Raw genomic sequence first — 23,240 nt, forward strand, 5'->3', positions numbered from 1 at the left:
TGCCTGCGCCTAAATGGCTGGAGCGGGCAACGGCGGAACGTTAGGGTCCGGAATTTCGGTCATGGTGGCCTCCGTGAGCAGAAGGACGCTTGCCACCGATACGGCGTTCTCCAAAGCCACTCGAACAACCTTTGTCGGGTCGATAATTCCTTCCTTAAGGAGATCGACATAGCGATTTTGCGCCGCGTCGAAGCCCACGGTCCCGTCGTCGTCGAGCATTCGCGCGATAACAACACCGGCATCTACGGCCGAGTTTTCAGCAATCTGCCGCGCCGGCGCCTCCAGGGCACGGCGAAGAATCTGGACGCCGGTCCGCTCGTCGCCGTCGCAACGATCTTCCTCCGCTTCGACGGCGTCGATGCAACGCAGCAAGGCAAGACCGCCGCCCGGAACGATACCTTCCTGTACGGCGGCTTTGGTAGCGCTTATTGCGTCATCGAGCGCATCCTTTTTTACTTTCATTTCTGCTTCGGCGGGCGCTCCGACGCGGATCACGGCGATGCCGCCAGTGAGTTTCGCCAGTCGTTCCTGCAGCTTTTCCCGGTCGTAGTCGCTTGTCGACTTATTTATTTCCTTGCGGATATAATCAGCTCGCGATCCGATCGCCTCGGGAACTCCGCCGCCCCCGATGATCGTGGTCGTTTCTCGATCAACGATAACGCGTGATGCCTTGCCGAGTTGGTTCAGCGTGACTTTCTCAAGTGTAAGACCAAGATCAGGTGAGATGAGCTGACCACCCGTGAGGATTGCTATATCTTGCAGCATTTCCTTTCGACGATCGCCAAAACCCGGGGCCTTCACTGCGCAACTGTGCAGTACGCCGCGAACCTGATTGACAATTAGCGTCGCCAGGGCCTCGCCCTCCATATCTTCGGCGATGACCAAAAGTGCCGCGCCGGATCTGGAGAGTTCCTCGAGAAGGTTGACGAGGTCGGCCAGGGCGGAGATTTTGCGGTCGCAAATCAAAATCCTTACCTCCTCAAGGGTTGACTCCATCTTCTCGGTGTCGGTCGCAAAGTACGGAGAAATGAAGCCGCGGTCGAACTGCATGCCTTCAACGACGTCGAGATGTGTATCGATCGTTTTTGATTCCTCGACCGTTATGACGCCCTCCTTGCCGACCTTTTCCATGGCGTCAGCAACAAGCTTGCCGATATCGGCATCGTTATGGGCGGAGATCGCCGCGACCTGCTGTCGTTCCCTGGCTGTCGTTACGGGGCGCGATAGTTTTCGAAGCGCTTCGGTTGCGCTTCTGAAACCGCGATCAAGCCCGCGTTTGAGGTCGATAGCATTTGCGCCAGCAGTGACGTTACGGTGCCCATCGGCCAATATGGCATGAGCCAGGATCGTCGCGGTGCTCGTGCCGTCACCCACGACTTCGCCAGTCTTCTCAGCCGCGGCACGAAGCATTCTGGCTCCAAGATTTTCTTCAGGGTCTGCGAGATTGAACTCTCTGGCAATCGTGACGCCATCGTTGCAAACCAGTGGCGTGCCCCATTTCTTTTCTATCAGAACGGATTTGGATTTCGGACCAAGGGTAAGGCGAACGGCATCTGTGAGCCGGGTCGCCCCCTGAAGGATTTTGCCTCTGGCCTCTGAGCTGAAAAGAACATTCTTATGGGACATGGGGCTCTCGTGACTTGTTGCGACCGAGGTGACACATGACCTCCGTCTGCCAATCCATTCATAATGGACGCATCTGAAGAGGAAGCGTTTGACCGGCATCAACGACGCGATCATGGCCGAATTCGTAGAAAACGGGGATTGACGCCGATCAAGGGGGAGCGCCCCGACAGATCTATAATGAACAGACAAGAGGAGGGATCAATGATGGGCGAAATCATTCCTTACAACGCCTGGATACTCGTGGCGGATGCCAAAAAGGCATTGCTCCTGCGAAACAAGGGCAATACCGCAAATATCATATTGAAAGTCGAGGAGGTTATTCAGGCGCCCCCGAATGGACCCACACGTGACCAAGGCACCGGCGGACCCGGGCGAACCGCATCTGGCAGCCGTCGCAGCAGTCTTGGCAATAACGATCTGCACCGACTGGAGGAAGAGCGCTTCTTTTCCAGCATTGTCGAAAAACTCCAGTCTGTTTGCGCCGACAACGACGTTGAGAAACTTTTCGTCGCGGCGCCGCCGAAAGCACTTGCAGACTTGCGTCGGGCCATGCCGGAAGCCATTAGAAAAATTATAGTCGCTGAGCACGATAAGGATATCGTCCATCTGCCACTGAGCGAGATAGAGAAGTATTTTGCCTCATAAGTCTATGCGTCTGGTTTAGGCTGATTACAACCGGGCCGGGCACTCGTTAGCTTGCAAGAAGGCCTGCCTTTTCGCAGATCTTTTATCCTGAACCAGATCAGGCTGGTTGCCCGGTGCGTCAGCAAAAGTGACTCAGCAATGAAAGTGGGGGTGGAACGGCAAGGACTACCGACAACTTCTCACCTTCCACCCCGGTCGAGATCAGGTGGCCCTGACCTCGATTCTTCTTTCGCTCTTTTTTGCTTCTGGTCTTTTGGGAAGCTTGACCGTGAGGACGCCGTTCTCGAACGTCGCTGTAGCCTTGTCGGTATCGATGTGGTCAGGCAATGAGAAGCTGCGCTGGAAAGCGCCATATCGTCTTTCCGAAAGGTGATATTCTTTTTGTTTGTCTTCTTTTTCTTCGCGTTTCTCTCCGCGGATCGTCAAAAGGCCGTTTGAAAACTTGACCTCCACATTTTTCGCGTCGAGCCCGGGACATTCGGCGGTTACTTCATATGCTTCCTCTTTTTCGACCAGATCGACGGCTGGCGAGGTATTCCATCCGTTCAGCATATGGCCGGAGGAAAACAGATCGGGTGCGTGCCAGGACGAAGGCATAAAATCATCGAAAAGACGATCAACTTCTGCCCGAAGAGTTGCGAACGGCGACCAGAAATTTCCCGCGGGCGTTACTGGCTTCTCCCTGTTTTTTACCGGAAGTTTGGTAGGGGTCTCAACCATGATAATTCTCCTGTTTTCCAAGAAAGACATCGGTCGAAACAGCCGTTCAACGCCATTTCAACCACTTACGGCTCTTCAGTGAGCTTGCTGATTCAACTCCGATGCGACAGGCCCGGCATTGATGGCGATCAATGCCGCACGTCATCGCCTTGCACTGAGCAGCGGGCAGGTCGCGGGCTTTCTGCTCACAATTCGACAGGCCGGTTGACGAAGATCATCGCGGTGTTGCGATGTTCGGTTCAAGCTTTGCATATTGGTTGGACGTTCCAGAGGAAGGAGCCATGCAAATGTCAATCAAAACCATACTTGCTGTCCTCAGCGCAAAGCATGCTGCGGCGGATGTCAATCAGGCGATCGAGCTCGCCCGCGAGTCCGGCAGCCACCTGTCGATCCTGGTTCTCGGCGCGGCGCTGTCGCCCGTGACGGCTGATTACCCTCTCACGACCGCTTGGCTGGAAGAGAGGCAGAACGAAATCGATGCGCTGCTGCGCGCGCGAGCGGAGGCTGAAGCTCTTTGTCAGAAAAACGGCGTGTCCTACGATGTCGATCAGATTTACGATGACCGCTTCATTCTTGAAAACAATCTCTGCACGCGGTCCCTGTATGCCGATATCGTGCTTGCGGGTAGCGGCATTCGAAAAGACGGCGATCTTCGCAAAACGGTCATCGCCGCAACGGTGTTCGATGCGCGCAGTCCGCTGGTTTTTCTGACACCGGATTCCAAAGTCACTCTCAAACCGAAAAAAGTGCTGCTTGCCTGGAATTCCCGGCCTGAGGCAGCACGGGCGGCCAAGGAAGCTCTATCGCTCCTGGTGCAGGCGGATGCGGTTCATATCGTTCTCGTCGATCCGGACGCGTCCTACTATTCGAATGGTGGAGAACCGGGAGCAGATGTCGCAACCTTTCTTTCCCGCCATGGCGTCAAAGCGGTCGTTGAGCAAGTGGCAAGCGCCGACAGACCTATAGAAGCGGTTCTGAGGCAGCGTGCACGCGAGATCGGCTGCGACATGATCGTCATGGGCGCCTACGGGCATTCTCGTTTGAGGGAGAGGATTTTCGGGGGCGTCACGGCATCGATTTTGGAAGAGTGCCAGACGCCAGTTTTTCTTGCCCGATAGCGATCAGCTTCGATTGCAGACAAAACCGTGCACATGGATGAAGGATCGTCCTGTCATCACGATTGGCCTCGGTTGGGCCAGCTGGCCGTTATGCGTAGCGCTCGTAGTGCATTAAGAACTACCGCAACGTCAATTGCCTCCTGGAGAAGTGCGCCTTCGACAGGTTCAAGAAAACCGAACGCCGCAAAGATCATCGCGCCGACTGACAGGCCTATTCCGCCTGCAACACTCTGCATCGCGATCCGCCGGCAATCCCTCGCGATTTTGATGCCATCGCCGATGCGTTCGAGCCGCTCCGAGAGCAAAACCGCGTCGGCCGCTTCGGCCGCAGCCGCCGATCCGTGCAAGCCCATGGCGATCCCGATATCGGCCGCTGCGAGCGCCGGCGCATCGTTCACACCGTCCCCGATCATCATGGTTTGGGCCAGATGCGCCTCCTTTCGAACAAGCTCGATCTTCTGTTCCGGTGTCAGCCCGGCCCGGATTTCGGACAAGGGCAAACCGCTGGTGATGGCATGAGCCACCTCGACGCGGTCACCGGTTGCCAGGATAAGACGGTTGAGTCCGAGCCGCTTCAGCTCGACCAGGGTTTCCCTGGCGCCGTCGCGGAGCGCGTCGCTGAAATGAAGCGTGCCGGCAAACCTTCCGTCGAGGGCAACGGCTGCGCTCATGATTTCAGCCCGATCGGGGGAGGGCGTATCGGCAACCTTCGAGGCGATGTACTCCAGGCCGCCAATGGAGACCGCGGTGCTTCCGACGTATCCCGAGATACCTTCGCCGGGTTTTTCCGATACATTGGTTGGCGGCGTCAGGACGAGGTTGCGCTCAAGCGCTGCGGAAACCACCGCACGTGCTGCAACGTGGTTTGAGCCCTGATCCAGCGAGGCGATCAGCCGCAGCAGTTCGTTCTCGTCCTTTACTGCATTAATGGCCACGAGATGTGGTTTACCATCGGTAAGTGTCCCGGTCTTGTCCAGAACCAGCGTTTGTATCTGGCCGAGCTTTTCGAGAATGTCGGCGCCTTTGACAATAAGTCCAACGCCCGCGGCACGCGACATGCCGGCTGTCCATGCAACCGGAACGGCCAGGATGAGAGGACAGGGCGTCGCGACGACAAGCACGGCCACGGCGCGAATGGGATCGTCCGTCAGCAGCCAGGCAAGGCCGGCTATCGACAAAGTGACGCACAGGAAAGCGAAAGCATAACGGTCGGCCAGCCGTGACATGCGGGCCTTACTGGCATGTGCGGCCTCCACCAGCTTGACGATCCCGGCATAGGTACTTTCCCTGGCCGATTTTGTCGCTGTCATTTCAAAGAGATCGCCTGCATTGGCGGAACCGCTCATGATCGGCTGCCCTCTTTTTCTGACAACCGGAAACGCCTCCCCGGTGAGTGCCGCCTCGTTCAGAACAGCGTCCTGCATAAGTATGCCGTCGGCTGGAGTGATGTCGCCCCTGCGTACAACAAGCTGGTCGCCGGGTTCAACGAGTTCGATAGCGATCTCATCCAGAATTTTCCCCCGACGGCGGGTCACGATTCGAGGCGCCCGCGTCAACAGCGCTGTCATCTCACGTCGGGCGCGACCCTCCGCGATACTTTCGAGATATTGCCCGCCGGAATACATCAGGGCGACGACGGCGGCAGCAAGATTTTCCCCGAAAAAAAGAGCAGAACTCATCGACAGCAGCGCAATAGTGTCGAGCCCGAACTCCCGTTGACGCAGGCTGATAACAATCTGAACCGCAAGCGCCAGAATTACGACAAGTGTGGCAACTGTCAGCGCACCGTCGTAGACTCCATCGAAACCGGCCAGCGAGCCCAGGAAGGCAACGGAAATCCCGCCAAGCGAGGTAATGACGAGGATTGGTCTAAATCGCTTCAAAAGATTGGCAAGAGTCAGATGACACACAGCGGTTTTTCCCGGATAAAAAGGTGAGGTTGGCGACCCCTTGGATTGTGCCAGACCAGGTTCTGGGCCTGATTGTTTCCGGAGCGAGCATCAAACAAATCCTCTTTGCGATGGCACCCCGTATCATCCGGTGTAGCGGGTCGTGGCGGCATCTGCGCGGCGTGACCGGCCGCTGACGAATTTATCGACCTCCGTTACAGCAAGGAGTGTTGCCGAGACTATCAGCATCAATGTCCATTCGGACAGGGAGATGGGCGTTAGCGACAGGATATCCTGGAGCCAGGCGCTGTGCATGGCGCCAATGTGAACAAGCTGGGATAGCCCGACGGAGACCATCAGGATCGGATTCCCAAAGAGAGGTGTCGCGAAAACAGACCGTCGTTCCGAACGGCATGCTACAGTCTGAACATTCTCGAACAGCACGAGGAGCAGAAGTAGCAGGTTGCGGGCTTGTTCTACCGTATAACCGGTCGCCAGAAGCCAGTAGAACACGACGAAGCCGCCACCGCCGATGACAAGGGTGGACTGGGCAATGCGGCGGATCATCACACGATCGAAGATTGGCTCCCGGGGATGTCTGGGCGGCTGAGACAGCTCGTCACCCTCCGGTTTTTCGCTCGCAAGCGCCACATCCTGAATGCCATTGGTGACAAGATTGAGCCAGAGAAGCTGGACGGGCAACAAGGGCATCGGAAAACCCAGCGGGATTGCAACAAGAAAGAGAAAGATCTCTGCTGCGCCCGTCGCCACGGACATCAAAATCACCTTGCGAATGTTTGAGTAGGCTGTCCGTCCTTCGCGGATGCCGCTTATGATCGATGCGAAATTGTCATCGGTAACAATGATATCGGCGCTTTCCTTGGCGACATCCGTGCCTTTGAGGCCCATCGCGACCCCCACATGAGCATGCTTCAGGGCCGGCGCATCATTCACCCCATCGCCGGTGACGGCTACAAAGTGGCCGTTACGGGCCATGGATTGAACAATTGCGAGTTTCTGGGACGGGTCAACCCGGGCATAGATCCGGGCCCTTCCGGTGAGTTCGTCCAACCGGGTCGTTCCCGCCGCCTGAGCCTTCTGGACGGCATCGCCAGTGGTCGTTTGCCCAGGCCCGACCTTGAATCCTGCTTGCCTTGCGACGGCCAGAGCCGTCCTCGGATCGTCGCCCGTCACCATCGCCAGTTCGACACCTGCCGTCCTGCACTCCTTGATCGCCACAGGTACTTCCGGCCTTATCGGATCCTGCATGCCGACAAGCCCCAGGAACACGAGGTCGACAAGATGATGCGGGCCAAAGTTTAGGTCAACTTCGCTACGAATTTCACCTTCCGCAAATGCCAGCACCTTCAGGCCGCAGCTCGCCATTGTATCCTTCTGGGCGATCAACGAACTGCGGTCGATGGGGACTGCGCTGTCATCCACCTTCATCCGGTCTGCCATCTCGATCAATGTCTCGGGAGACCCCTTGGCGAAAACGCGAACATGCTCGCCGTCGCGATGGAACGAGGCGGCATATTTGAGGTCCGGTTCATAGGGGATGCGGCTGATTAATGGAAAATCAGTCGATAACCGGGTCTGATCGAGACCAATTCTGGACGCCGCTACCAGCAGCGCGACGTCGACGCGATCACCAACGCCATCCATGCCGGAACCACTTTCTGTCAGTGACCCCTCGTTAGGTAAGGATGCGGCGCGCAAGAGAGCTGCGGTTCGCGCTCGAACGGCTGAAGGAGCATTGTCATCTCCGGCGAGATCGCTCGTATAAAGATTCCCGGCGGCGTCAAGCTCGAAGCGGTTGCCATCCGGAAGGCGGATGTCAACAACAGTCAGTTCGTTGAGTGTCAGCGTGCCCGTTTTGTCGGTCGCGATCATCGTGCACGAACCCAGTGCCTCAACCGCCGGCATGCGGCGCACGATAACATTCTGGTTTGCCATATGACGCATGGCGACGGCCAGTGCAATGGAGATGGCGATCGGCAGTCCTTCGGGTATCGCGCTGACAGCCAGTCCCACCGACATCAGGAGAAGCTCGTTCCAAGGCAAATCCTGAAAGAAGCCGATTGTGATCAATATCACGGATGTTACGCCGACCGTCCAGGCGATAAGGTTCGAGAAATGTGAAAGCCGGATCATCAGCGGCGGCTGGGCGGTATCTGCCTTGCCAATCTCTACGGCGATCTTGCCGACTTCAGTGGCTTGGCCGGTGCCGGTGACAATTCCCCTGCCGCGACCACGCGTGATCAGAGTGCCGGCAAACACAGCGGACGATCCGCCATCTGCATCGTGTGCGCCGAGTGGCTTCGAGGTCTTGCTGACCGGCGCAGACTCGCCGGTCAGGAGAGATTCGTCACAGACAAGGCTTGTGGTTTCGATCAGATCAATATCGGCAGGAACCCGCTGCCCGGCATCAAGTACGACCAGATCTCCAGGGACCAGATACCGCGCCTCGATCTCGCGCATCGCACCATCCCGAATGATCGTTGCATGTGGCTGCTCAAGTTTATGGAGCGCCGAGGCTTCCTGGCCAGCAGTATATTCCTGAAGACTTCCGATTATCCCGTTTAACAATAATACTGCACCGATAAAAACGGCATCCTGTACCTCACCGGCGAAAAATGAAACGGCTGCGGCTGCTAACAGGATGTAGATCAGCGGGCTGCGGAACTGCCGCACGAAAGTCGTAAACGGCGAGGCAGCATAAGCTCCCGGCAAGACATTTGGCCCGTAGAGGCTGAGACGGGCCTGTGCATCTGCCTCTGAAAGGCCTTTCGCAAAGACCCTGGACTGTCGCAACGGTACGGTCGTAACGGCCATCTGCGCTCCCTTTGACTGCTTCCGCGATGCGATCTTCAGAATCTGCCCGATACATGTCGGAATGCGCCTCTCGTGTAACGTCCTGAGGTTAGCTGTCGCCGGAAGATCGGAAGACGCCTTCGGGGATCATTTTGCCTGTCGGGCAATGTCTGGCATTGATCGCGGTCAATTCCAGGCAGCTCGATTTACGTTCGATCTGCAGACTGAGAGGGGTTCGACCATTTCCAGTCGCGGATCTCCGGCATGTCCTCGCCATGTTGCCGGACGTAACGATCATGCTCGGTGATTTTTTCTCTCAGCATGACAACGACGCCAGGAACCTTGTCTTTCAATCCCGGCACCCTGTCGATTGCCGACAAGGCGAGATGAAACCGGTCAAGCTCATTCAGAACCGTCATATCGAATGGCGTTGTAGTCGTGCCTTCCTCGATGAAGCCGCGCACGTGAATGTTGCGATGGTTGGTGCGTTTATAGGTCAGACGATGGATAAGGTAAGGATAGCCGTGATAGGCGAAGATTACGGGTCGGTCAGGAGTAAACATGCCGTCAAACTCCTCGTCAGACAGACCGTGTGGGTGATGCTCTTTCGATTGCAGCGTCATCAGATCGACGACGTTGACGACGCGGATTTTCAACTCGGGAATCGCCTCGCGCAGCAGGCTCACAGCAGCCAGAGTCTCCAGGGTGGGTACGTCGCCTGCACAGGCCATGACGATATCAGGTGCTGTCGCTCCGTCCTCGTTGCCGGCCCATTCCCAGATGCCGATACCAGCCTCGCAATGCTTCACCGCCTCGTCGATGGTCAGCCATTGCGGTTCCGGCTGTTTGCCCGCGACGATGACGTTGATGCGGTTCCAGGTCTTCAGGCAATGGTCGCCGACCCACAGCAGCGTATTGGCGTCCGGCGGCAGGTAGATGCGAACGATATCGGCTTTCTTGTTGGCGACGAGATCGACAAATCCCGGATCCTGATGGGAGAAGCCGTTGTGGTCCTGCCGCCAGACATGCGAGGTCAGCAGATAGTTGAGCGACGAGACGGGCTTGCGCCAGGGAAGCTCCCGGGAGACCTTCAGCCACTTGGCATGCTGGTTAAACATGGAATCGACGATATGAATGAAAGCCTCGTAGCAGGAGAAGAAGCCGTGCCGTCCCGTCAGCAGATAGCCTTCCAGCCAACCCTGGCATAGATGTTCGGACAACACCTCCATCACCCGGCCTTCGCGTGACAGATGCACATCATATGGCCTGATGTCCTGCATCCACACGCGGTCGGTGACTTCAAAGACGGCGCCGAGGCGGTTCGATTCCGTTTCGTCCGGCCCGAAGATGCGGAAGTTGGCGTTGATGTCGTTGAGCTTGAGGACGTCGCGCAGGTATTTACCGAGGATTTCGGTCGTCTGGATCATGAGCGCGCCGCGCTTTTCAACCGGGATTGCATAGTCTCGGATATCCGGGACCTGAATCTCCTTACGCAAAAGGCCGCCATTGCCATGGGGATTGGAGCCCATGCGCCGCGCGCCTCGCGGAGAAAGGGTGCGCAACTCTTCCTTCAGGCGGCCGTTCGCGTCGAACAGGTCTTCGGGGTCGTAACTGCGCATCCAGTCCTCAAGGATCCTGCGATGGCCTTCGTTTTCGCGGCAGTTGGCGACCGGCACCTGATGGGCCCGCCAGAAATCCTCAACCTTCTTGCCGTCCACCTCCTTCGGCCCGGTCCAGCCCTTGGGGCTGCGCAATACGATCATCGGCCAACGGGGCAGGCTTTCCGTCTCGCCGCTGCGGGCTTGCGTCTGGATGGAGCGGATGCGATCGAAGACCCGATCCAGAACCGCCGACATTTGCCGGTGCATTTTCTCAGGTTCGTGTCCTTCGACGAAGAAGGGTTCATAACCATAACCTCTGAAGAGATGGTCGATATCCGTATCGCTGGTGCGGGCGAGAAGGGTTGGATTGGCGATCTTGTAGCCGTTCAAGTGCAGGATGGGCAGCACCGCTCCGTCGCGCGCCGGGTTCAGGAATTTGCCGGAATGCCAGCTGGCGGCGAGCGGTCCCGTCTCGGCTTCGCCGTCGCCGACGACGCAGGCGACGATCAGATCCGGATTGTCGAAGGCCGCACCGTAAGCATGCACCAGCGCATAACCGAGTTCGCCGCCTTCGTGAATCGAGCCGGGTGTTTCGGGCGCCGCGTGGCTCGGTATGCCGCCGGGAAACGAGAACTGCCTGAAGAGTTTCTTCATACCTGCAGCGTCCTCGGAAATCTCCGGATAGACCTCGCTGTAGGTTCCTTCAAGATAGGTATTCGCTACCATTCCAGGTCCGCCATGGCCGGGACCGCAGACATAGATCATATCGACATCGCGATTGCGGATGATACGGTTGAGGTGGGTGTAGATAAAATTAAGGCCGGGTGTCGTTCCCCAATGCCCAAGCAGGCGCGGTTTGATGTGCTCCGTCCTTAAAGGTTCGCGCAGGAGCGGATTGTCGAGCAGGTAGATCTGGCCGATCGAGAGGTAATTGGCCGCGCGCCAATACCGGTCCATAAGCAACAGCTCCTGGTCGCTGACGTAGCTCGTGTCCGTCGAAACATCTGTGGGCTGCATGTTCGGCTCCTTGGAATTCGGTTCGGGTCGTGATGTGCGGCAGGTTTCATCCGACCGGGTTGAGAAGGGAAAGGCATTCCTCGGCGATCATCTGCTCTTCATCTGTCGGAATGACATGCATGGATATGCGGCTTGCCGGGGTGCTGATCGTGAATGCGTTGCGCTTGTTGGCGCGCTCATCCAGTTCAGCCCCCAGCCAGAGCAGCCGACTGGCGACCCTGGCGCGAATGTCGGGTTGGTTTTCGCCGATGCCAGCTGTGAAGACCAGCCCGTCCAGTCCACCGAGCGTTGCGGCGAGACGCCCCGTCTCGCCGGCAATTCTGAGTGTGAAAAGTTCTATCGCTTCGCGGGCCTGCGCTCCGCCGTTATTGATGAGTTCGCGCGTATCGCCGCTAAAACCCGAGACACCGAGAAGGCCGGATCTGTGATACAGCATGTCCTCGAGTTCCTCGCGTGTCTTGCCGAGTGGTCCGAGGAAATGCAGAAGCACACCCGGATCGATCGAGCCCGGACGCGTTGCCATAGGGATACCGTCGAGGGTGGAGAAGCCCATGCTGGTATCACGGCTTTTTCCGCCTTCGATGGCACAAAGACTGGCGCCGCTGCCAAGATGAGCTATGACCACTTTTTTATTGGCGATGGCCGGGGCCTTGTTGGCGAGAGCGCCCGCCACGTAGCGATAGGAAAGTCCATGAAAGCCATAGCGCTTGATGCCTTGATCGTGCCAGGCGCGCGGAATGGCAAGACGACGAACCAGGTCGGCCTGTGACGAATGGAAGGTTGTGTCGAAGGAAGCGGTCTGAACGAGATCGGGGTGCAGGTGTTTGACCGCCCGGACAAGCCGCAATGCCTGCGGTTGGTGCAGTGGCGCCATCGTGACCAGCGATCGAATTCGATCCAGCGCCTTTTCATCGATCTGAACCGGGCCATCGAAGATTTCGCCGCCGTGAACGATCCTGTGGCTTGCAGCAACAACGCGATGGAGATCAAAATAGGTGGCCAATGCGCCAAAGACCTCCTCCATCAGGTCCGCGAGATCATCACTCGCAGCTCTTTTCAAGGGCAGGTCGAACGTGGTCGGTCCTTCCACCAGATGCAGCGTTAACGGCAGATCCGAAAAATCCACCACAGCCTTGCCAATGCGTTCTGGAATATGCCCGATCAGACGGAAAATACCGATTTTTACTGTTGAGGAACCGGCATTAAACGTCAGCAGGATGGCATCGTTCATGTGAACTCTCCGTGTGCGGCGGGTATGTCGTCCGCGCCATGGCGCCCGGACTGGCGTGATACTGACGTCCTTGTTGGGAACTCTATCGGTGACTGCCGAGGCTTGCGCCTTGACATAGCGCAATCTCCGGCCCATTTTTCGTTCGTCCTTTGGTGACAGATCGATGCTCCATCGGAGGCCATTGATCGCTGTCAATGTAAAAGCTCTTCGACACCCGATGATCAGGACGATTACTCGGGAGATTTGAAATGTCGGGAGATTACGAGGTCGGCGCGCTCACTGTTGCTAATGTAGCCCGTGCCTATGCCGTCATCCAGCATCTTTTTTCTGCAGTATCCTTCCAGGAATGGCAGACTGCCACGGACACTGATCGCAAACGGCGCGATTGGTTGACTGTTACCGATAGCGGGGGAGCAGTGCGCGGCCTCTGCTATATGTTCGTCACCGGCCACCCGTCATCCCTGCAGATGGAAGTTCCGGTTTTCGCTTCCTTCAGTCTGTTCGACGAGAGGAACGTTGCGCGAATGCTGTTTGATGAAACCAGGGGAAAAGCCCGGGAATTGAAATGCAAGCGCATTCATTTCTGGCCTGCTGGACCCAAAGGCTGGTCGATTGTCACGAACCCCAACAGGAGACCCCCGACCGTGGGTCTGGTCTATGATCTTCGGACCGATGATGACGGCGTGCCTTCCAACAATGCGGCGAAAACGTAACCAACACCACGAACGGACTTGATGATACCTGGATGCTTGCTGTCGATTTCTATCTTGCGGCGGAGACGTGCGACCTGTGTGTCGATCGACCGGTCGAATGTATCAAGGCGGCGTGCTCGTGTTTCTTCCATGAGAAACTCACGCGTTAAAACCCGTCCCGGATGCCTGGCAAAAGTGACGAGCATGTCGAATTCACCGGTGGTGAGATCGAGTTCACGACCGTCTCTGGCGAGAAGTTTGCGACAGGACACATCGAGCGACAGGCCTTCGAAGCGAAATATCTCATGTCGCTGCTGAGGACTTCCCGATACACGACGGCGCAGAATAGACTTCAGTCTTGCATGCACCTCGCGAAGATGGAACGGTTTGGCAATATAGTCATCAGCCCCGAGCTCGATGCCCAGAATTCTGTCGACCACGTCGTCACGACCTGTCAGCATGATAATGGGAACATCCGAAGCCGGTCGGATTTCTCGAACAAGATCAAGGCCGTCCTGTCCTCCGGGAAGCGTGAGGTCGAGCAGAATGGCGTCGACCTGGTTGTGCCTCAGATGCGACTTCATCTGGACACCATCAGCCGCAGCGCTCACTCTGTATCCCTCTCCTTCAAAAAAACGGGTGAGCATATCGCGAACCCGCGCATCGTCATCGACAACAAGCAGATGGTGTTGGTCTCCAGCCATTTTCACAATCCCGCGTTACAATTTGTCACAGACCGAAACCTGTCGTCTTCTTTCCGGCATCACTCCGTTATTTTTGTCCTGCTTACTCCACTGAAAGCCAGATGGAGGACATCATGCATATTTTGGATGAGCTTTGCCCGCCTGCTCGTGAAATTCCGGCGCCTGTCGATGGGATATATTGGCTGCGGGACGTTTTCCGTCATCAGCCGGCAGAACATCTAATGGCCGGGCGCTCGGTATTTCTTGAAGGTGACGAAGCAAATCATGTTTTCCAGATTACAGAAGGTGTACTGCGTCTGTTTAAAATTATAGCAGATGGCCGTCGCATCATCACCGGGTTTCTTTATGCCGGCGACATTCTTGGCATATCCGCAAGAGGCCGCTATCTCTATAGTGTGGAAACAGTGTCTCGCACGACCTTGCGGCGTGTCACGCGCAAACAGTTCGAACGTGCCATAAGCGAAAACCACAGACTCCAGCCAGAAATTCTTTCCGTTGTCTCCGACGAGATCGCCGCGGCCCAGGAGCAGATGGTGCTGCTGTCCACCAAGAACGCCGAAGAGAGGCTTTGCACGTTTCTCATGAAGTTCCCGGTGCGCAATGGGCTGCCCGGAGAACGTGTGAGAAGGGTGGAGCTACCTATGTGCCGACAGGACATAGCCGACTATCTTGGAATGACGATCGAAACTGTTTCTCGTACTTTCACGAGACTGATCAGCAAGGGCGTTGTGCGGATTGAGAATGCCGTTGCACGTCAGACTATCCTGATCGAGAAGCCGCTTCTGCTTGCACAATTGGCAGGCGACGACGATGATCACTTCGACGTGCGGCAGACGGTCGTTCATGGTGGACGACACCGCCACTAGCAAGCGTCGCTTGGCAGGACAAAGATGCCCGATACTTCGGAAATTCGAGACACGTTGCAGTTGCGGGCTGTTACGACACTTCTGGATGGTGCCAGCATCATCGTTCACGAAATGGACGGCAAGATTACGAATTGGACGACGGGCTGCGAACAGCTTTATGGATGGACGAGAATGGAAGCGGTCGGAAAGATCGTCCACGAGCTTCTACGCACTCAGTTCCCGTTGTCGCTGCCCGAGCTTCGACGACGGGTGGCTCAACAGGGATCATGGAGTGGAGAGGTCGTCCACCACCACAAGAATGGTCAAAAACGTCTGATCGCAACGCGGTGGGTGTTCGTCGATCTTGGTGGTGATCAGTCGCCTGTCATCATCCAGACGAATAATGATGTGACGGATCTCAAGAAAATGCAGGATGAATTGGCGAGGCGCGAAGCGCATCTTCTTTCTATTCTGGAGACCGTTCCAGACGCGATGGTCGTTATCGACGCCACGGGTATCATCTCGTCGTTCAGTGCGGCGGCCGAAAGGCTCTTTGGTTACGGCGCAGTCGAGGTCGTCGGACGTAACGTCAAAATGCTGATGCCCGATCCGGACCGGGCCGCACATGACACCTACATAGCGCGCTACCTGACGACCGGCGAACGACGCATTATCGGTTACGGGCGAGTTGTGACGGGCCGGCGAAAGGATGGTTCGCGCTTTCCGATGGAGCTGGCCGTAGGTGAGGCGATAGCCGATGGCAATCGTATTTTTACCGGCTTCATCCGCGATCTGACCAGCAGGCAGAAAATTGAGGAGGAGTTGCGCCAGTCACAGAAAATGGAGGCAATCGGTCAGTTGACCGGTGGCCTGGCGCATGATTTCAACAACCTGCTCACCGTTATCAGCGGCAATCTTGAAATGGCTGAAAGTAAACTGAGCGATGAAAGTGTTCGATATCTCATTCGTGAAGCGCAGGATGCTGCGGAGGACGGTGCGAAGCTGACAAGCCAGCTTCTGGCATTTGGTCGTCGACAGCCGCTCAACCCCCAGCGCTTCGACATTGGTGAGCTCATAGGAACAATCTCCGACTTGTTGCGGCGGACCCTCGGTGAAGCAATCGCATTCGCCACTGTCGTGACGGGCTTCCGCAATGAAGCTATCGTCGATGCATCGCAGTTGCAGAATGCGCTCCTTAATCTGGTTATCAATGCGCGCGACGCTATGCCTAAAGGGGGCGCGCTGACGGTCGAAATATCGCGCGTGAAGCTGGACCTGGACTACGCACATATGTATCCGAGCATAAAACCGGGCAACTATGTGCAGATCTCGGTCACAGATACGGGAACAGGCATGGCGCCGGAGGTGAAGGAAAAGGCGTTCGAGCCCTTCTTCTCAACCAAGGAGGCTGGAGCCGGCACGGGTCTCGGTCTGAGCATGGTTTATGGCTTCGCCAGGCAATCCGGTGGCAACGTTCAGCTCTACAGTGAGCCGGGACAGGGAACGAGTGTACGAATCTTTCTTCCCGCCGCCATGGATTCTGCGGGGCCGTTGGAAGACGATATCAAGGATGTCTCAACTGTGATCGCTCCCGGTCGCGGGGAAAAGATTCTCGTTGTTGAAGATGACGCGCGCGTCCGCCGTGTCGCGATTGCGCGTCTTGCCGCGCTTGGCTATCGTGTTGTGGAGGCGTCCAATGGTGTGGAAGCGCTTCAGCATCTGGAAAATCATTCCGACATCGATCTTCTTTTTTCGGACATCGTGATGCCAGGGGGCATGGCGGGTGACGAGCTTGCCGATCTCGTCCGCACTATTCGTCCGGATATCAGGGTTCTTTTTACCTCGGGTTATGCCGAGCCAGCGGTAGCCGGGCGGCAGCTTGCGAGGAAGGGGAGCTGGCTCAAAAAACCCTATACGGCACGTGAACTTGCAATAAGGCTGCGCGAACTCCTGGATTAGGGTGTAGTAAATCGCCCGGTTGGCGAGGCCGCGTCGGCTGGTGAGGTTTCTTGCAGAAAGGCGTTATGTGGCAAATCGAATTATGGACGGAGATCCATTGTCAGGCACGCGGCGATCGCAAACTTGGACGACATATCGGAGTAGCGTCTCTTCCTGCTTTGCGGGCATTCATAGAAACATCGCCTAGTGCTACGATGGTTGTTCGATGCCTGTCTTCCAACGGTCGAAACGTCTATCGTTTTTGATAATCTGTTTGTGAGTTGCCGGTCGACGGACGATTCTCACTCTGGATGGCTGCGATGTCGTCGCAACAGGCCTGCAGGCTCTTGGATGTGTCAATCCTTTGCCACGTCATATCGCCTGTTCTTCGGGCAAGTTGCATTTGCAATATTTCGACATTGGCGTCCGACGGTCCGCTGCGCCGGTCCCGAACACGCCTCCAGAGAACGGCGGGATCCGCATCGAGCCAAAATCCGTGGAAGTCAGCCTGGTATCGTCGCGCAGCAGCCTCGATGGTGGCGCGATGATCTGCGCTGTCAAAGACGGCGTCCGCTACCACACTGCCACCGTCGGCCAGGATGACCTGTGTCCTCAGGACCATGTCCCCATAAACGCGTTCGGATACATCCCTGCGATATGCCGCCTCGGGAAGCCGGGTTTCTGCCGGTACGCCGTGCAAAGCCTTGCGGATACGATCACTCTCGATAATTCGCGCACCTGGCGCCACACCCAGGTGAGGTGCAATGCTTTCTGCAACGGTCGTTTTTCCAGAACCGCTCAATCCGCCAATGGCAACCAGTTCGGGCGGCTCAACAATCAGCAGGCGTTGCGCCAACGCGAAGTAAGATCTCGCTTGAGCGGCAAGCGCCGTTCTGTCACCCGTTGTCGCGTCGGCTTGCGTCGCGATCACGTGGGCTCTTACAGCAGCGCGTACCGCCAGAAAAAAGGCCAGGAGTGCAAAACCGTCCTCGTTGTCGGATTCATCGAGGTAGCGGTTCATCACTAGGTTCGCGTGGTGACTGTGTCCCTGGTGCCAGAGGTCCATAAGCAGGAAAGCCAAGTCATAGAGAACGTCGGTAGTGGCAATTTCGTCGCTGAATTCGATGCAATCAAACAATCTCGGTTCGTGTTGGAAAAGGCAGATATTGCGCAGGTGCAGGTCGCCGTGACACCGTCTGACCTTGCCTTTGTCCGCCCGTTCCCGCAGCCGTTCTGAATGGCCCTCTAGGGTTCGGCGAAAAGCGCAATTAAGTCGATCAATCTCTTCCCGGGCAAAGACGGAACTCGCCTTCAGACCGGCTTCGTTGACGTCGAGAACCTGCTCCATCTGACGCCTCCCGTCGAGATTATGCGCGATGGTCGCACGCTCATGAAAATGGACGATCATCCGGGACGTCGATGTCATCAACGCGTCTGTGAGTTCGTTTGCTGCGGCAAGATGATCGAATAGCTGGTCCTGATCGAACCTCGTCATTTCAACGACGGCATCGAGAAGTGTGCCGTCATAGGAAAACCGGAGCTGGCCATCTGCATCCCTGGAAATGATCTTTACACCCAGATAGAGCCCGGGTGCTGTCGGCGAATTGAGAGATATCTCTTTAAGGCAGGCGTCCAGCCGAAGCTCGGGGCTCGAAAAATCGAGATAGGGCAGCTTCACGGATTTCTTGAGCTTGTAGGCTCTGGCGCCGGTCAGAAAGACGATCGAAATATGCGTTTCGATCGTTTCGACGCGTTCTGTCTCTCCAAAGGAGGCGGGATCGCTGAGAAAGGTGATGACCTCCTTTTGCGTGTCGAGAGACATTCCAATTTCCCTTTTGCTTGAGCTTGCCTCGTCTTCGCGTGACAAGGTCGTGAAAACGTCGTTCAAGAGGTTTTCAAACTTTGAACCCGAACCATCACATCCCGGGAGATGTTGGGGCGCATTGATAAGAGTCAAAGGTCTATGAAACAGCACGGGGCATCTGGCGAGACTTCATCGGCCGACAGTACTCGAATCGCCCATTTGTTGATCATGATCAATTTCATTGTTCCATAGAGGCATATCGCTACCATGGGTGTGAACAACCCGTTGCCCTGCAAAGTGAGGCAGGTCTAAGCTCCTTCGAAGGAGCCAGCATAGGGTGCTACGTTTTGGCATGCGGATGTTGAGGCGAACCTTGTGGTGCGGCTGATGACGCGCGAATCCAAGCCTGTTGCCGATGCTGCCCGTTGCCGTCGCCCGTTTTTTGCGGAACTGGGCCGAGTGTCAGAGGGGCGAAGTTACCAGCCGTCGAAAATATCAACGGAGCGGCATCCTAACAGGTGGGGCTTCAACGGATTTCCAGATACGATGCTGCGCACAGCCACGCAATCCAGCGCCAGTGTTTTCAAGCTGCTTCAGTTGGTTCCGTGTTTACACCTCGAATATCGACAGATAGCGAGCCGGAAGTTCCATAAGATAGATTATGCGATTAATGTGTGTAGCCGGGTACATTCTATTTCCAAGTGCGACATGCCAGTGATTTCAATGGCTTCACTTTGGAGATTTTCGCATGTCCGGATGCTATTCGCAATTGACCCTCGCCGATCGTCGCCTTCTTCATCGTCTCGTTGATCAGAAAGTCACTATCAATGAGATGGCCCGCCGGCTCGGACGCCATAGGTCAACCATCTATCGCGAAATCCGTCGCAACACCTTCCATGACCGTGAGCTTCCCCAGTACACCGGTTACTTCGGGACGATCGCTGATCAACTGACCCGCGAGCGACGAAGACGCTTGCGCAAGCTGCGACGCCATCCGGATCTGCGAGCCGACGTCATCCGTCAACTCAAGGCTCGATGGTCTCCCGAGCAGATCGCCGGGCGTCTGCTGTCGGAGGGAATAAGCCCTGTTCGCGTGTCCGCCGAAACGATCTACCGGTTCATTTACAGCAAGGAAGATTATGCGCTCGGCCTCTATCAATACCTGCCGGAAGCGCGCCGCAAGCGTCGTCCTCTCCGCTCCAGAAAACCGCGCGATGGTGCTTTTCCAGCAAGCCATCGCATATCGCAAAGGCCTGATTTTATTGGAGACAGATCGCGGTTCGGGCACTGGGAGGGTGACCTCATCATATTCGAGCGTCCGTTTGGCCATGCCAATGTGACGTCACTTGTCGAACGCAAAAGCCGCTATACTGTTCTGATCAAGAACCCGAGCCGACATTCGCGACCGATCATGGACAGGATCGTGCGTGCATTCTCCAGCCTGCCCGCCTTCGCGCGTCAGAGCTTCACCTTTGATCGCGGTACGGAGTTTGCCGCATTCCGGGCTTTGGAAGATGGTATCGGCGCACGAAGCTGGTTCTGTGATCCAAGCGCACCCTGGCAGAAAGGCGCCGTCGAAAACGCCAACAAGCGCATCCGCCGCTTCCTGCCGTCGAACACGGACCTCAGCCAGATGTCGCAGGCAACGTTGAACCAGGTCGCACGCATCCTCAACAACCAACCCAGAAAGTGCCTGGGCTACAGGACGCCGGCCGAAGCGTTCATGGCCCATTTGCAGGAGGAGGTCTAATCCCCTACCCTGCAAACCGGTATGATGCACTTGGAGTAGCTTCTCCACCGCAAAGTTAGAATGTCGTGTCTCTGCAAAGTTGGAATGTCACACTCCCCGCATCTGATTGACGTCTGGGAGATTGCAGATGGGATTGATCACGATGAGCGAGCGCGACCTGCAAAGGATCGAGGTGCTGTCCAGGGTCGTGGACGGTCGAATGTCGATCGTCGCCGCGGCGCATGTGCTGGCAATCAGCGCCCGCCATGTTCAGAGACTGATTGGTCGTATTGAGGCCACCGGCGCTGCCTCGATCAGACATAAGGCAATTGGTCGCCCATCGAACAATAAAATTGCCACCGGCGTCCGTAATTACGTTTTGATGCTGGTGCGCGAACGCTACCTTGATTTTGGGCCAACGCTGGCGGCCGAGAAGCTTCAGGAAGAGCATGGCGTCACAGTCTCGCGTGAGACGCTGCGCAAATGGATGCAGGATGCTGGCATATGGCTTTCGAGGAAGCAGCGGCGGACGTTTCATCAGCCGCGGTTGCGACGCGAGGCTTATGGTGAACTGGTGCAGATTGATGGCTCCGAGCATCGATGGTTTGAGGACCGTGGGCCTGGCTGCTCTCTTCTGGTGTTTGTTGACGACGCGACCGGCAAGCTGATGCAGCTGCGGTTTGTTCGATCGGAGAGTGCGTTTACCTATTTCGAGGCATTGGCGTTTTACCTCAAAGAGCATGGCGCACCTATCGCCTTTTATTCCGACAAACATTCCGTTTTTCGTGTCGCCCGGAAAGACGCCAAGGGCGGGCAAGGCATGACGCAGTTTGGTCGTGCGCTATCGGAGCTGCACATTGAGATCCTTTGCGCCAATTCCAGCCAGGCCAAAGGTCGCGTCGAGCGCATGAACCGGACCTTGCAAGATCGCTTGGTCAAGGAGTTGCGACTGGCCAATATCAGCGACATGGAGGGCGGCAATGCCTTTCTGCCTGCATTTATCGAGCGATATAATGACCGCTTTGCGGTGACCCCTACCCGTCCCGATGACCTTCATCGGCCCGTCAGTCTGGCAGCAAACAGGCTGAACGATGTGCTTTGCAAACGGGAGCAACGTTATGTCAGTGCGCAGCTGACGTTCTCTTATGAGCGCAAACGCATTATGCTCGAGGAGAACGACATCACACGCGGCCTGGTCGGAAAGTATGTCGAGACATATGCTTACGCCGATGGTCGCCTGGATATCCGATGGAAAGGTCACTCGTTGCCTTACAAGATCTTTGACAAGGACCAGCGCGTCACCCATGCGGCTGTGGTCGAGAACAAGCGTCTCGGCGAAGTGCTGGCCTACATAAAGGAGCAGCAAGATCAAGACCACGCACCTGCGCCTAAGACCAACAGTGAGAAGATCGGTTACAAGCCGAGAGGCCGCAAACCCGGTCCGCGCACGGATCTCATGAATGATCCGGATGTGATTGCCAAGCGTGCGCGAGCTTTGGCGCGAACGGATGCGGCTGAATGAAGTCCGCTTCCGGCCCTAACCGGTCATTGGCCGTCGCAAAAATCGGCCGCGAGACATTGAGTTTTGCGCCCGAGGCCTGCGACAGAAATTCCCTTTTGATTTCAGCGGTGGCCGATCTGCCGCGAAAGTTAGGATTTCCGCGACAGAAAGAATGTTCCACGTCCGTCAGCTCATGTTCCCGGACCCCATTTTCAACAAAGCAGTTGCCGCCGCCCTCGTACAGTCGGGAGCAGCGAGAACATAGTTGCTGCTGATAAACTGGTCAGCCGCCCCACATTCAGGGAGCGACCGCACATCATCATCCGCTATCGCGGCTCGGAGCGCTTTTCCGATTTTCAGTGAATCAATGAACCGGTATGGGCGACCGTGAAGGGATCCGGCGATTGGAGCGATAGCACCGGGTATGTTCCTCCTAACCTGTAGTTCGGCCATGAATCGGCATGCCCCAAGGAGGGCAGCCTCACGGTCCTGCCAGTTCCGTGCCGATAATACCCGCTCAAGAAGCGGTGTCAGATCGGCGGCGCAGTCTAAACGGGCAAAGGCCGTACCGAACCACTTAGGATAGGGCGCATATCGGCGCTCGATCAGCATGCCAAGTCGCATGATGTTTTCGACCATACGACTTGCAATTATGCGAGAGCCGATCTCGTCGCCCACATCTCCCGTTCGGCCCACGTAAGCCCGTTCCTCGGCGATACGACCCCACTGAGCGGCGAGCTTGTAAAGCCACACGTCGCGCGGGAAGTAGGTCAGCCGATCTCTCAACGCGGTGAGTTCGCCCAAATCATCTCGAAATACTGCGCCCGCTGTCACAAGCAAGAAGAATTGCTCTGGGTAAGATAGCCAGTCGCGCACTGTAAGAGCGGTCTCAAACTCTCGCCTCAAGAACTGTTTGCACCAGGCAGAGAGCGTATAAAGCTCGACACCATGGTCTGAGCCTAGCAATCCAAGTTCGGGATGCGCCTTTGGCGGGCGCACATTCCGTGGAAAGCGAACCGGCCAGCCTTCAAAGGTTGCGGGTAGGTCCTCGCTGAAACGATTCATGATAGCTTGAGCCGTCGAAGGAAAGCTATTTTCTGCCAGAAAGATTTGAACGCATGGCCCGTAATCATGATCTGCTGAAAGGCTGGTGTCATAACCAAGAACCTCAGAACCCCACCCTATCCTGCATGCGGCATGAGGCAGATCGGGGAAATGTTCTCTGAGTACGGGTGCAACGTGGCTTTCGTAGAAGCGTTGTGACAGGCCGATACCAATGCCTTTGGTCATTAAATAACTCTATCTAGGCGTCTCATGCGATGGGCTGGGGTTTGTCGCAAAAGTTCCAATTAAAGCGGCACTTGTT

The 23,240-nt window shown here is 56.4% G+C and carries 16 protein-coding genes; 7 read left to right on the forward strand and 9 right to left on the reverse strand.

Features of this window, described 5'->3' with window-relative positions; genetic code table 11:
* Nucleotides 1-9 precede the first annotated feature (9 nt).
* A complete protein-coding gene (gene groL / locus V6S97_RS20930; RefSeq protein ID WP_307008589.1) occupies nucleotides 10-1,626 on the reverse strand; it encodes a chaperonin GroEL in 1,617 nt (538 codons plus the stop codon).
* A gap of 201 nt (nucleotides 1,627-1,827) precedes the next feature.
* Here groL and V6S97_RS20935 point away from each other — a divergent pair, with 201 nt between their 5' ends.
* On the forward strand, nucleotides 1,828-2,271 hold the full coding sequence (locus tag V6S97_RS20935) for a host attachment family protein (RefSeq protein ID WP_334427679.1): 444 nt from the start codon (nucleotides 1,828-1,830) through the stop codon (nucleotides 2,269-2,271).
* 201 nt (nucleotides 2,272-2,472) lie between these two features.
* On the opposite strand, the gene V6S97_RS20940 is transcribed toward V6S97_RS20935, so the two are convergent.
* Nucleotides 2,473-2,991 carry an Hsp20/alpha crystallin family protein gene (locus tag V6S97_RS20940; RefSeq protein ID WP_129567032.1) on the reverse strand — a complete coding sequence of 173 codons (519 nt, stop codon included), beginning with the start codon at nucleotides 2,989-2,991 and terminating at the stop codon, nucleotides 2,473-2,475.
* Between the two features lie 287 nt (nucleotides 2,992-3,278).
* On the opposite strand from V6S97_RS20940, the gene V6S97_RS20945 reads away from it, so the two are divergent.
* Nucleotides 3,279-4,109 carry a universal stress protein gene (locus V6S97_RS20945; RefSeq protein WP_334427680.1) on the forward strand — a complete coding sequence of 277 codons (831 nt, stop codon included), beginning with the start codon at nucleotides 3,279-3,281 and terminating at the stop codon, nucleotides 4,107-4,109.
* A 56-nt stretch (nucleotides 4,110-4,165) separates the two neighbouring features.
* Here the strand turns inward: V6S97_RS20945 and V6S97_RS20950 are convergent, their stop codons facing one another.
* The 4 genes from V6S97_RS20950 to V6S97_RS20965 all read right to left on the reverse strand — a co-directional run bounded on the left by V6S97_RS20950 (nucleotide 4,166) and on the right by V6S97_RS20965 (nucleotide 12,661).
* Nucleotides 4,166-6,019 (reverse strand): heavy metal translocating P-type ATPase, encoded by a 1,854-nt coding sequence (locus V6S97_RS20950; protein ID WP_307008596.1) that lies wholly within the window; start codon nucleotides 6,017-6,019, stop codon nucleotides 4,166-4,168.
* A gap of 123 nt (nucleotides 6,020-6,142) precedes the next feature.
* The gene (locus V6S97_RS20955; RefSeq protein ID WP_334427681.1) at nucleotides 6,143-8,833 is read right to left on the reverse strand and encodes a cation-translocating P-type ATPase; all 2,691 of its coding nucleotides are present in this window, start codon (nucleotides 8,831-8,833) and stop codon (nucleotides 6,143-6,145) included.
* A 185-nt stretch (nucleotides 8,834-9,018) separates the two neighbouring features.
* A complete protein-coding gene (locus V6S97_RS20960) occupies nucleotides 9,019-11,430 on the reverse strand; it encodes a phosphoketolase family protein (RefSeq protein ID WP_307008598.1) in 2,412 nt (803 codons plus the stop codon).
* Between the two features lie 46 nt (nucleotides 11,431-11,476).
* Entirely contained in the window at nucleotides 11,477-12,661 is a 1,185-nt protein-coding gene (locus V6S97_RS20965) for an acetate/propionate family kinase (protein ID WP_307008601.1), read from the reverse strand.
* A 248-nt stretch (nucleotides 12,662-12,909) separates the two neighbouring features.
* Here V6S97_RS20965 and V6S97_RS20970 point away from each other — a divergent pair, with 248 nt between their 5' ends.
* On the forward strand, nucleotides 12,910-13,374 hold the full coding sequence (locus tag V6S97_RS20970) for a hypothetical protein (protein WP_334427682.1): 465 nt from the start codon (nucleotides 12,910-12,912) through the stop codon (nucleotides 13,372-13,374).
* Here the strand turns inward: V6S97_RS20970 and V6S97_RS20975 are convergent.
* A complete protein-coding gene (locus V6S97_RS20975) occupies nucleotides 13,317-14,057 on the reverse strand; it encodes a response regulator (protein ID WP_129567037.1) in 741 nt (246 codons plus the stop codon). The two genes, V6S97_RS20970 and V6S97_RS20975, sit on opposite strands and share 58 nt — an antisense overlap.
* A 113-nt stretch (nucleotides 14,058-14,170) precedes the next feature.
* Here V6S97_RS20975 and V6S97_RS20980 point away from each other — a divergent pair, with 113 nt between their 5' ends.
* Both V6S97_RS20980 and V6S97_RS20985 read left to right on the forward strand, forming a co-directional pair.
* Entirely contained in the window at nucleotides 14,171-14,923 is a 753-nt protein-coding gene (locus V6S97_RS20980; protein ID WP_129567038.1) for a cyclic nucleotide-binding domain-containing protein, read from the forward strand.
* A 24-nt stretch (nucleotides 14,924-14,947) separates the two neighbouring features.
* The gene (locus V6S97_RS20985; RefSeq protein ID WP_129567039.1) at nucleotides 14,948-16,861 is read left to right on the forward strand and encodes a hybrid sensor histidine kinase/response regulator; all 1,914 of its coding nucleotides are present in this window, start codon (nucleotides 14,948-14,950) and stop codon (nucleotides 16,859-16,861) included.
* Nucleotides 16,862-17,093: 232 nt separating this feature from the next.
* Here the strand turns inward: V6S97_RS20985 and V6S97_RS20990 are convergent, their stop codons facing one another.
* A complete protein-coding gene (locus V6S97_RS20990) occupies nucleotides 17,094-18,662 on the reverse strand; it encodes a bifunctional aminoglycoside phosphotransferase/ATP-binding protein (protein ID WP_334427683.1) in 1,569 nt (522 codons plus the stop codon).
* A 730-nt stretch (nucleotides 18,663-19,392) separates the two neighbouring features.
* Here V6S97_RS20990 and V6S97_RS20995 point away from each other — a divergent pair.
* Both V6S97_RS20995 and V6S97_RS21000 read left to right on the forward strand, forming a co-directional pair.
* The gene (locus V6S97_RS20995) at nucleotides 19,393-20,394 is read left to right on the forward strand and encodes an IS30 family transposase (protein WP_334427684.1); all 1,002 of its coding nucleotides are present in this window, start codon (nucleotides 19,393-19,395) and stop codon (nucleotides 20,392-20,394) included.
* Between the two features lie 127 nt (nucleotides 20,395-20,521).
* Complete coding sequence (locus tag V6S97_RS21000) at nucleotides 20,522-21,895, forward strand: ISNCY family transposase (RefSeq protein WP_334427685.1); 1,374 nt, start codon at nucleotides 20,522-20,524, stop codon at nucleotides 21,893-21,895.
* 165 nt (nucleotides 21,896-22,060) lie between these two features.
* On the opposite strand, the gene V6S97_RS21005 is transcribed toward V6S97_RS21000, so the two are convergent.
* The gene (locus V6S97_RS21005) at nucleotides 22,061-23,164 is read right to left on the reverse strand and encodes a DUF4037 domain-containing protein (RefSeq protein ID WP_334427686.1); all 1,104 of its coding nucleotides are present in this window, start codon (nucleotides 23,162-23,164) and stop codon (nucleotides 22,061-22,063) included.
* Nucleotides 23,165-23,240: the final 76 nt, after the last annotated feature.

This window comes from Agrobacterium sp. CCNWLW155, from assembly GCF_036888815.1.
Taxonomy (GTDB): Bacteria; Pseudomonadota; Alphaproteobacteria; order Rhizobiales; family Rhizobiaceae; genus Agrobacterium; species Agrobacterium radiobacter.

What these genes read in the sequence shown, in the direction of transcription:
- V6S97_RS20990 (WP_334427683.1), bottom strand. Translation starts at nt 18,662, where the DNA reads ATGTCTCTCGACACGCAAAAGGAGGTCATCACCTTTCTCAGCGATCCC.
- V6S97_RS20955 (WP_334427681.1), bottom strand. Translation starts at nt 8,833, where the DNA reads ATGGCCGTTACGACCGTACCGTTGCGACAGTCCAGGGTCTTTGCGAAA.
- V6S97_RS20995 (WP_334427684.1), top strand. Translation starts at nt 19,393, where the DNA reads ATGTCCGGATGCTATTCGCAATTGACCCTCGCCGATCGTCGCCTTCTT.
- V6S97_RS20945 (WP_334427680.1), top strand. Translation starts at nt 3,279, where the DNA reads ATGTCAATCAAAACCATACTTGCTGTCCTCAGCGCAAAGCATGCTGCG.
- V6S97_RS20965 (WP_307008601.1), bottom strand. Translation starts at nt 12,661, where the DNA reads ATGAACGATGCCATCCTGCTGACGTTTAATGCCGGTTCCTCAACAGTA.
- V6S97_RS20980 (WP_129567038.1), top strand. Translation starts at nt 14,171, where the DNA reads ATGCATATTTTGGATGAGCTTTGCCCGCCTGCTCGTGAAATTCCGGCG.
- V6S97_RS20940 (WP_129567032.1), bottom strand. Translation starts at nt 2,991, where the DNA reads ATGGTTGAGACCCCTACCAAACTTCCGGTAAAAAACAGGGAGAAGCCA.
- V6S97_RS21005 (WP_334427686.1), bottom strand. Translation starts at nt 23,164, where the DNA reads ATGACCAAAGGCATTGGTATCGGCCTGTCACAACGCTTCTACGAAAGC.
- V6S97_RS20960 (WP_307008598.1), bottom strand. Translation starts at nt 11,430, where the DNA reads ATGCAGCCCACAGATGTTTCGACGGACACGAGCTACGTCAGCGACCAG.
- V6S97_RS20975 (WP_129567037.1), bottom strand. Translation starts at nt 14,057, where the DNA reads ATGGCTGGAGACCAACACCATCTGCTTGTTGTCGATGACGATGCGCGG.
- groL (WP_307008589.1), bottom strand. Translation starts at nt 1,626, where the DNA reads ATGTCCCATAAGAATGTTCTTTTCAGCTCAGAGGCCAGAGGCAAAATC.
- V6S97_RS20985 (WP_129567039.1), top strand. Translation starts at nt 14,948, where the DNA reads ATGCCCGATACTTCGGAAATTCGAGACACGTTGCAGTTGCGGGCTGTT.
- V6S97_RS20935 (WP_334427679.1), top strand. Translation starts at nt 1,828, where the DNA reads ATGATGGGCGAAATCATTCCTTACAACGCCTGGATACTCGTGGCGGAT.
- V6S97_RS21000 (WP_334427685.1), top strand. Translation starts at nt 20,522, where the DNA reads ATGGGATTGATCACGATGAGCGAGCGCGACCTGCAAAGGATCGAGGTG.
- V6S97_RS20970 (WP_334427682.1), top strand. Translation starts at nt 12,910, where the DNA reads ATGTCGGGAGATTACGAGGTCGGCGCGCTCACTGTTGCTAATGTAGCC.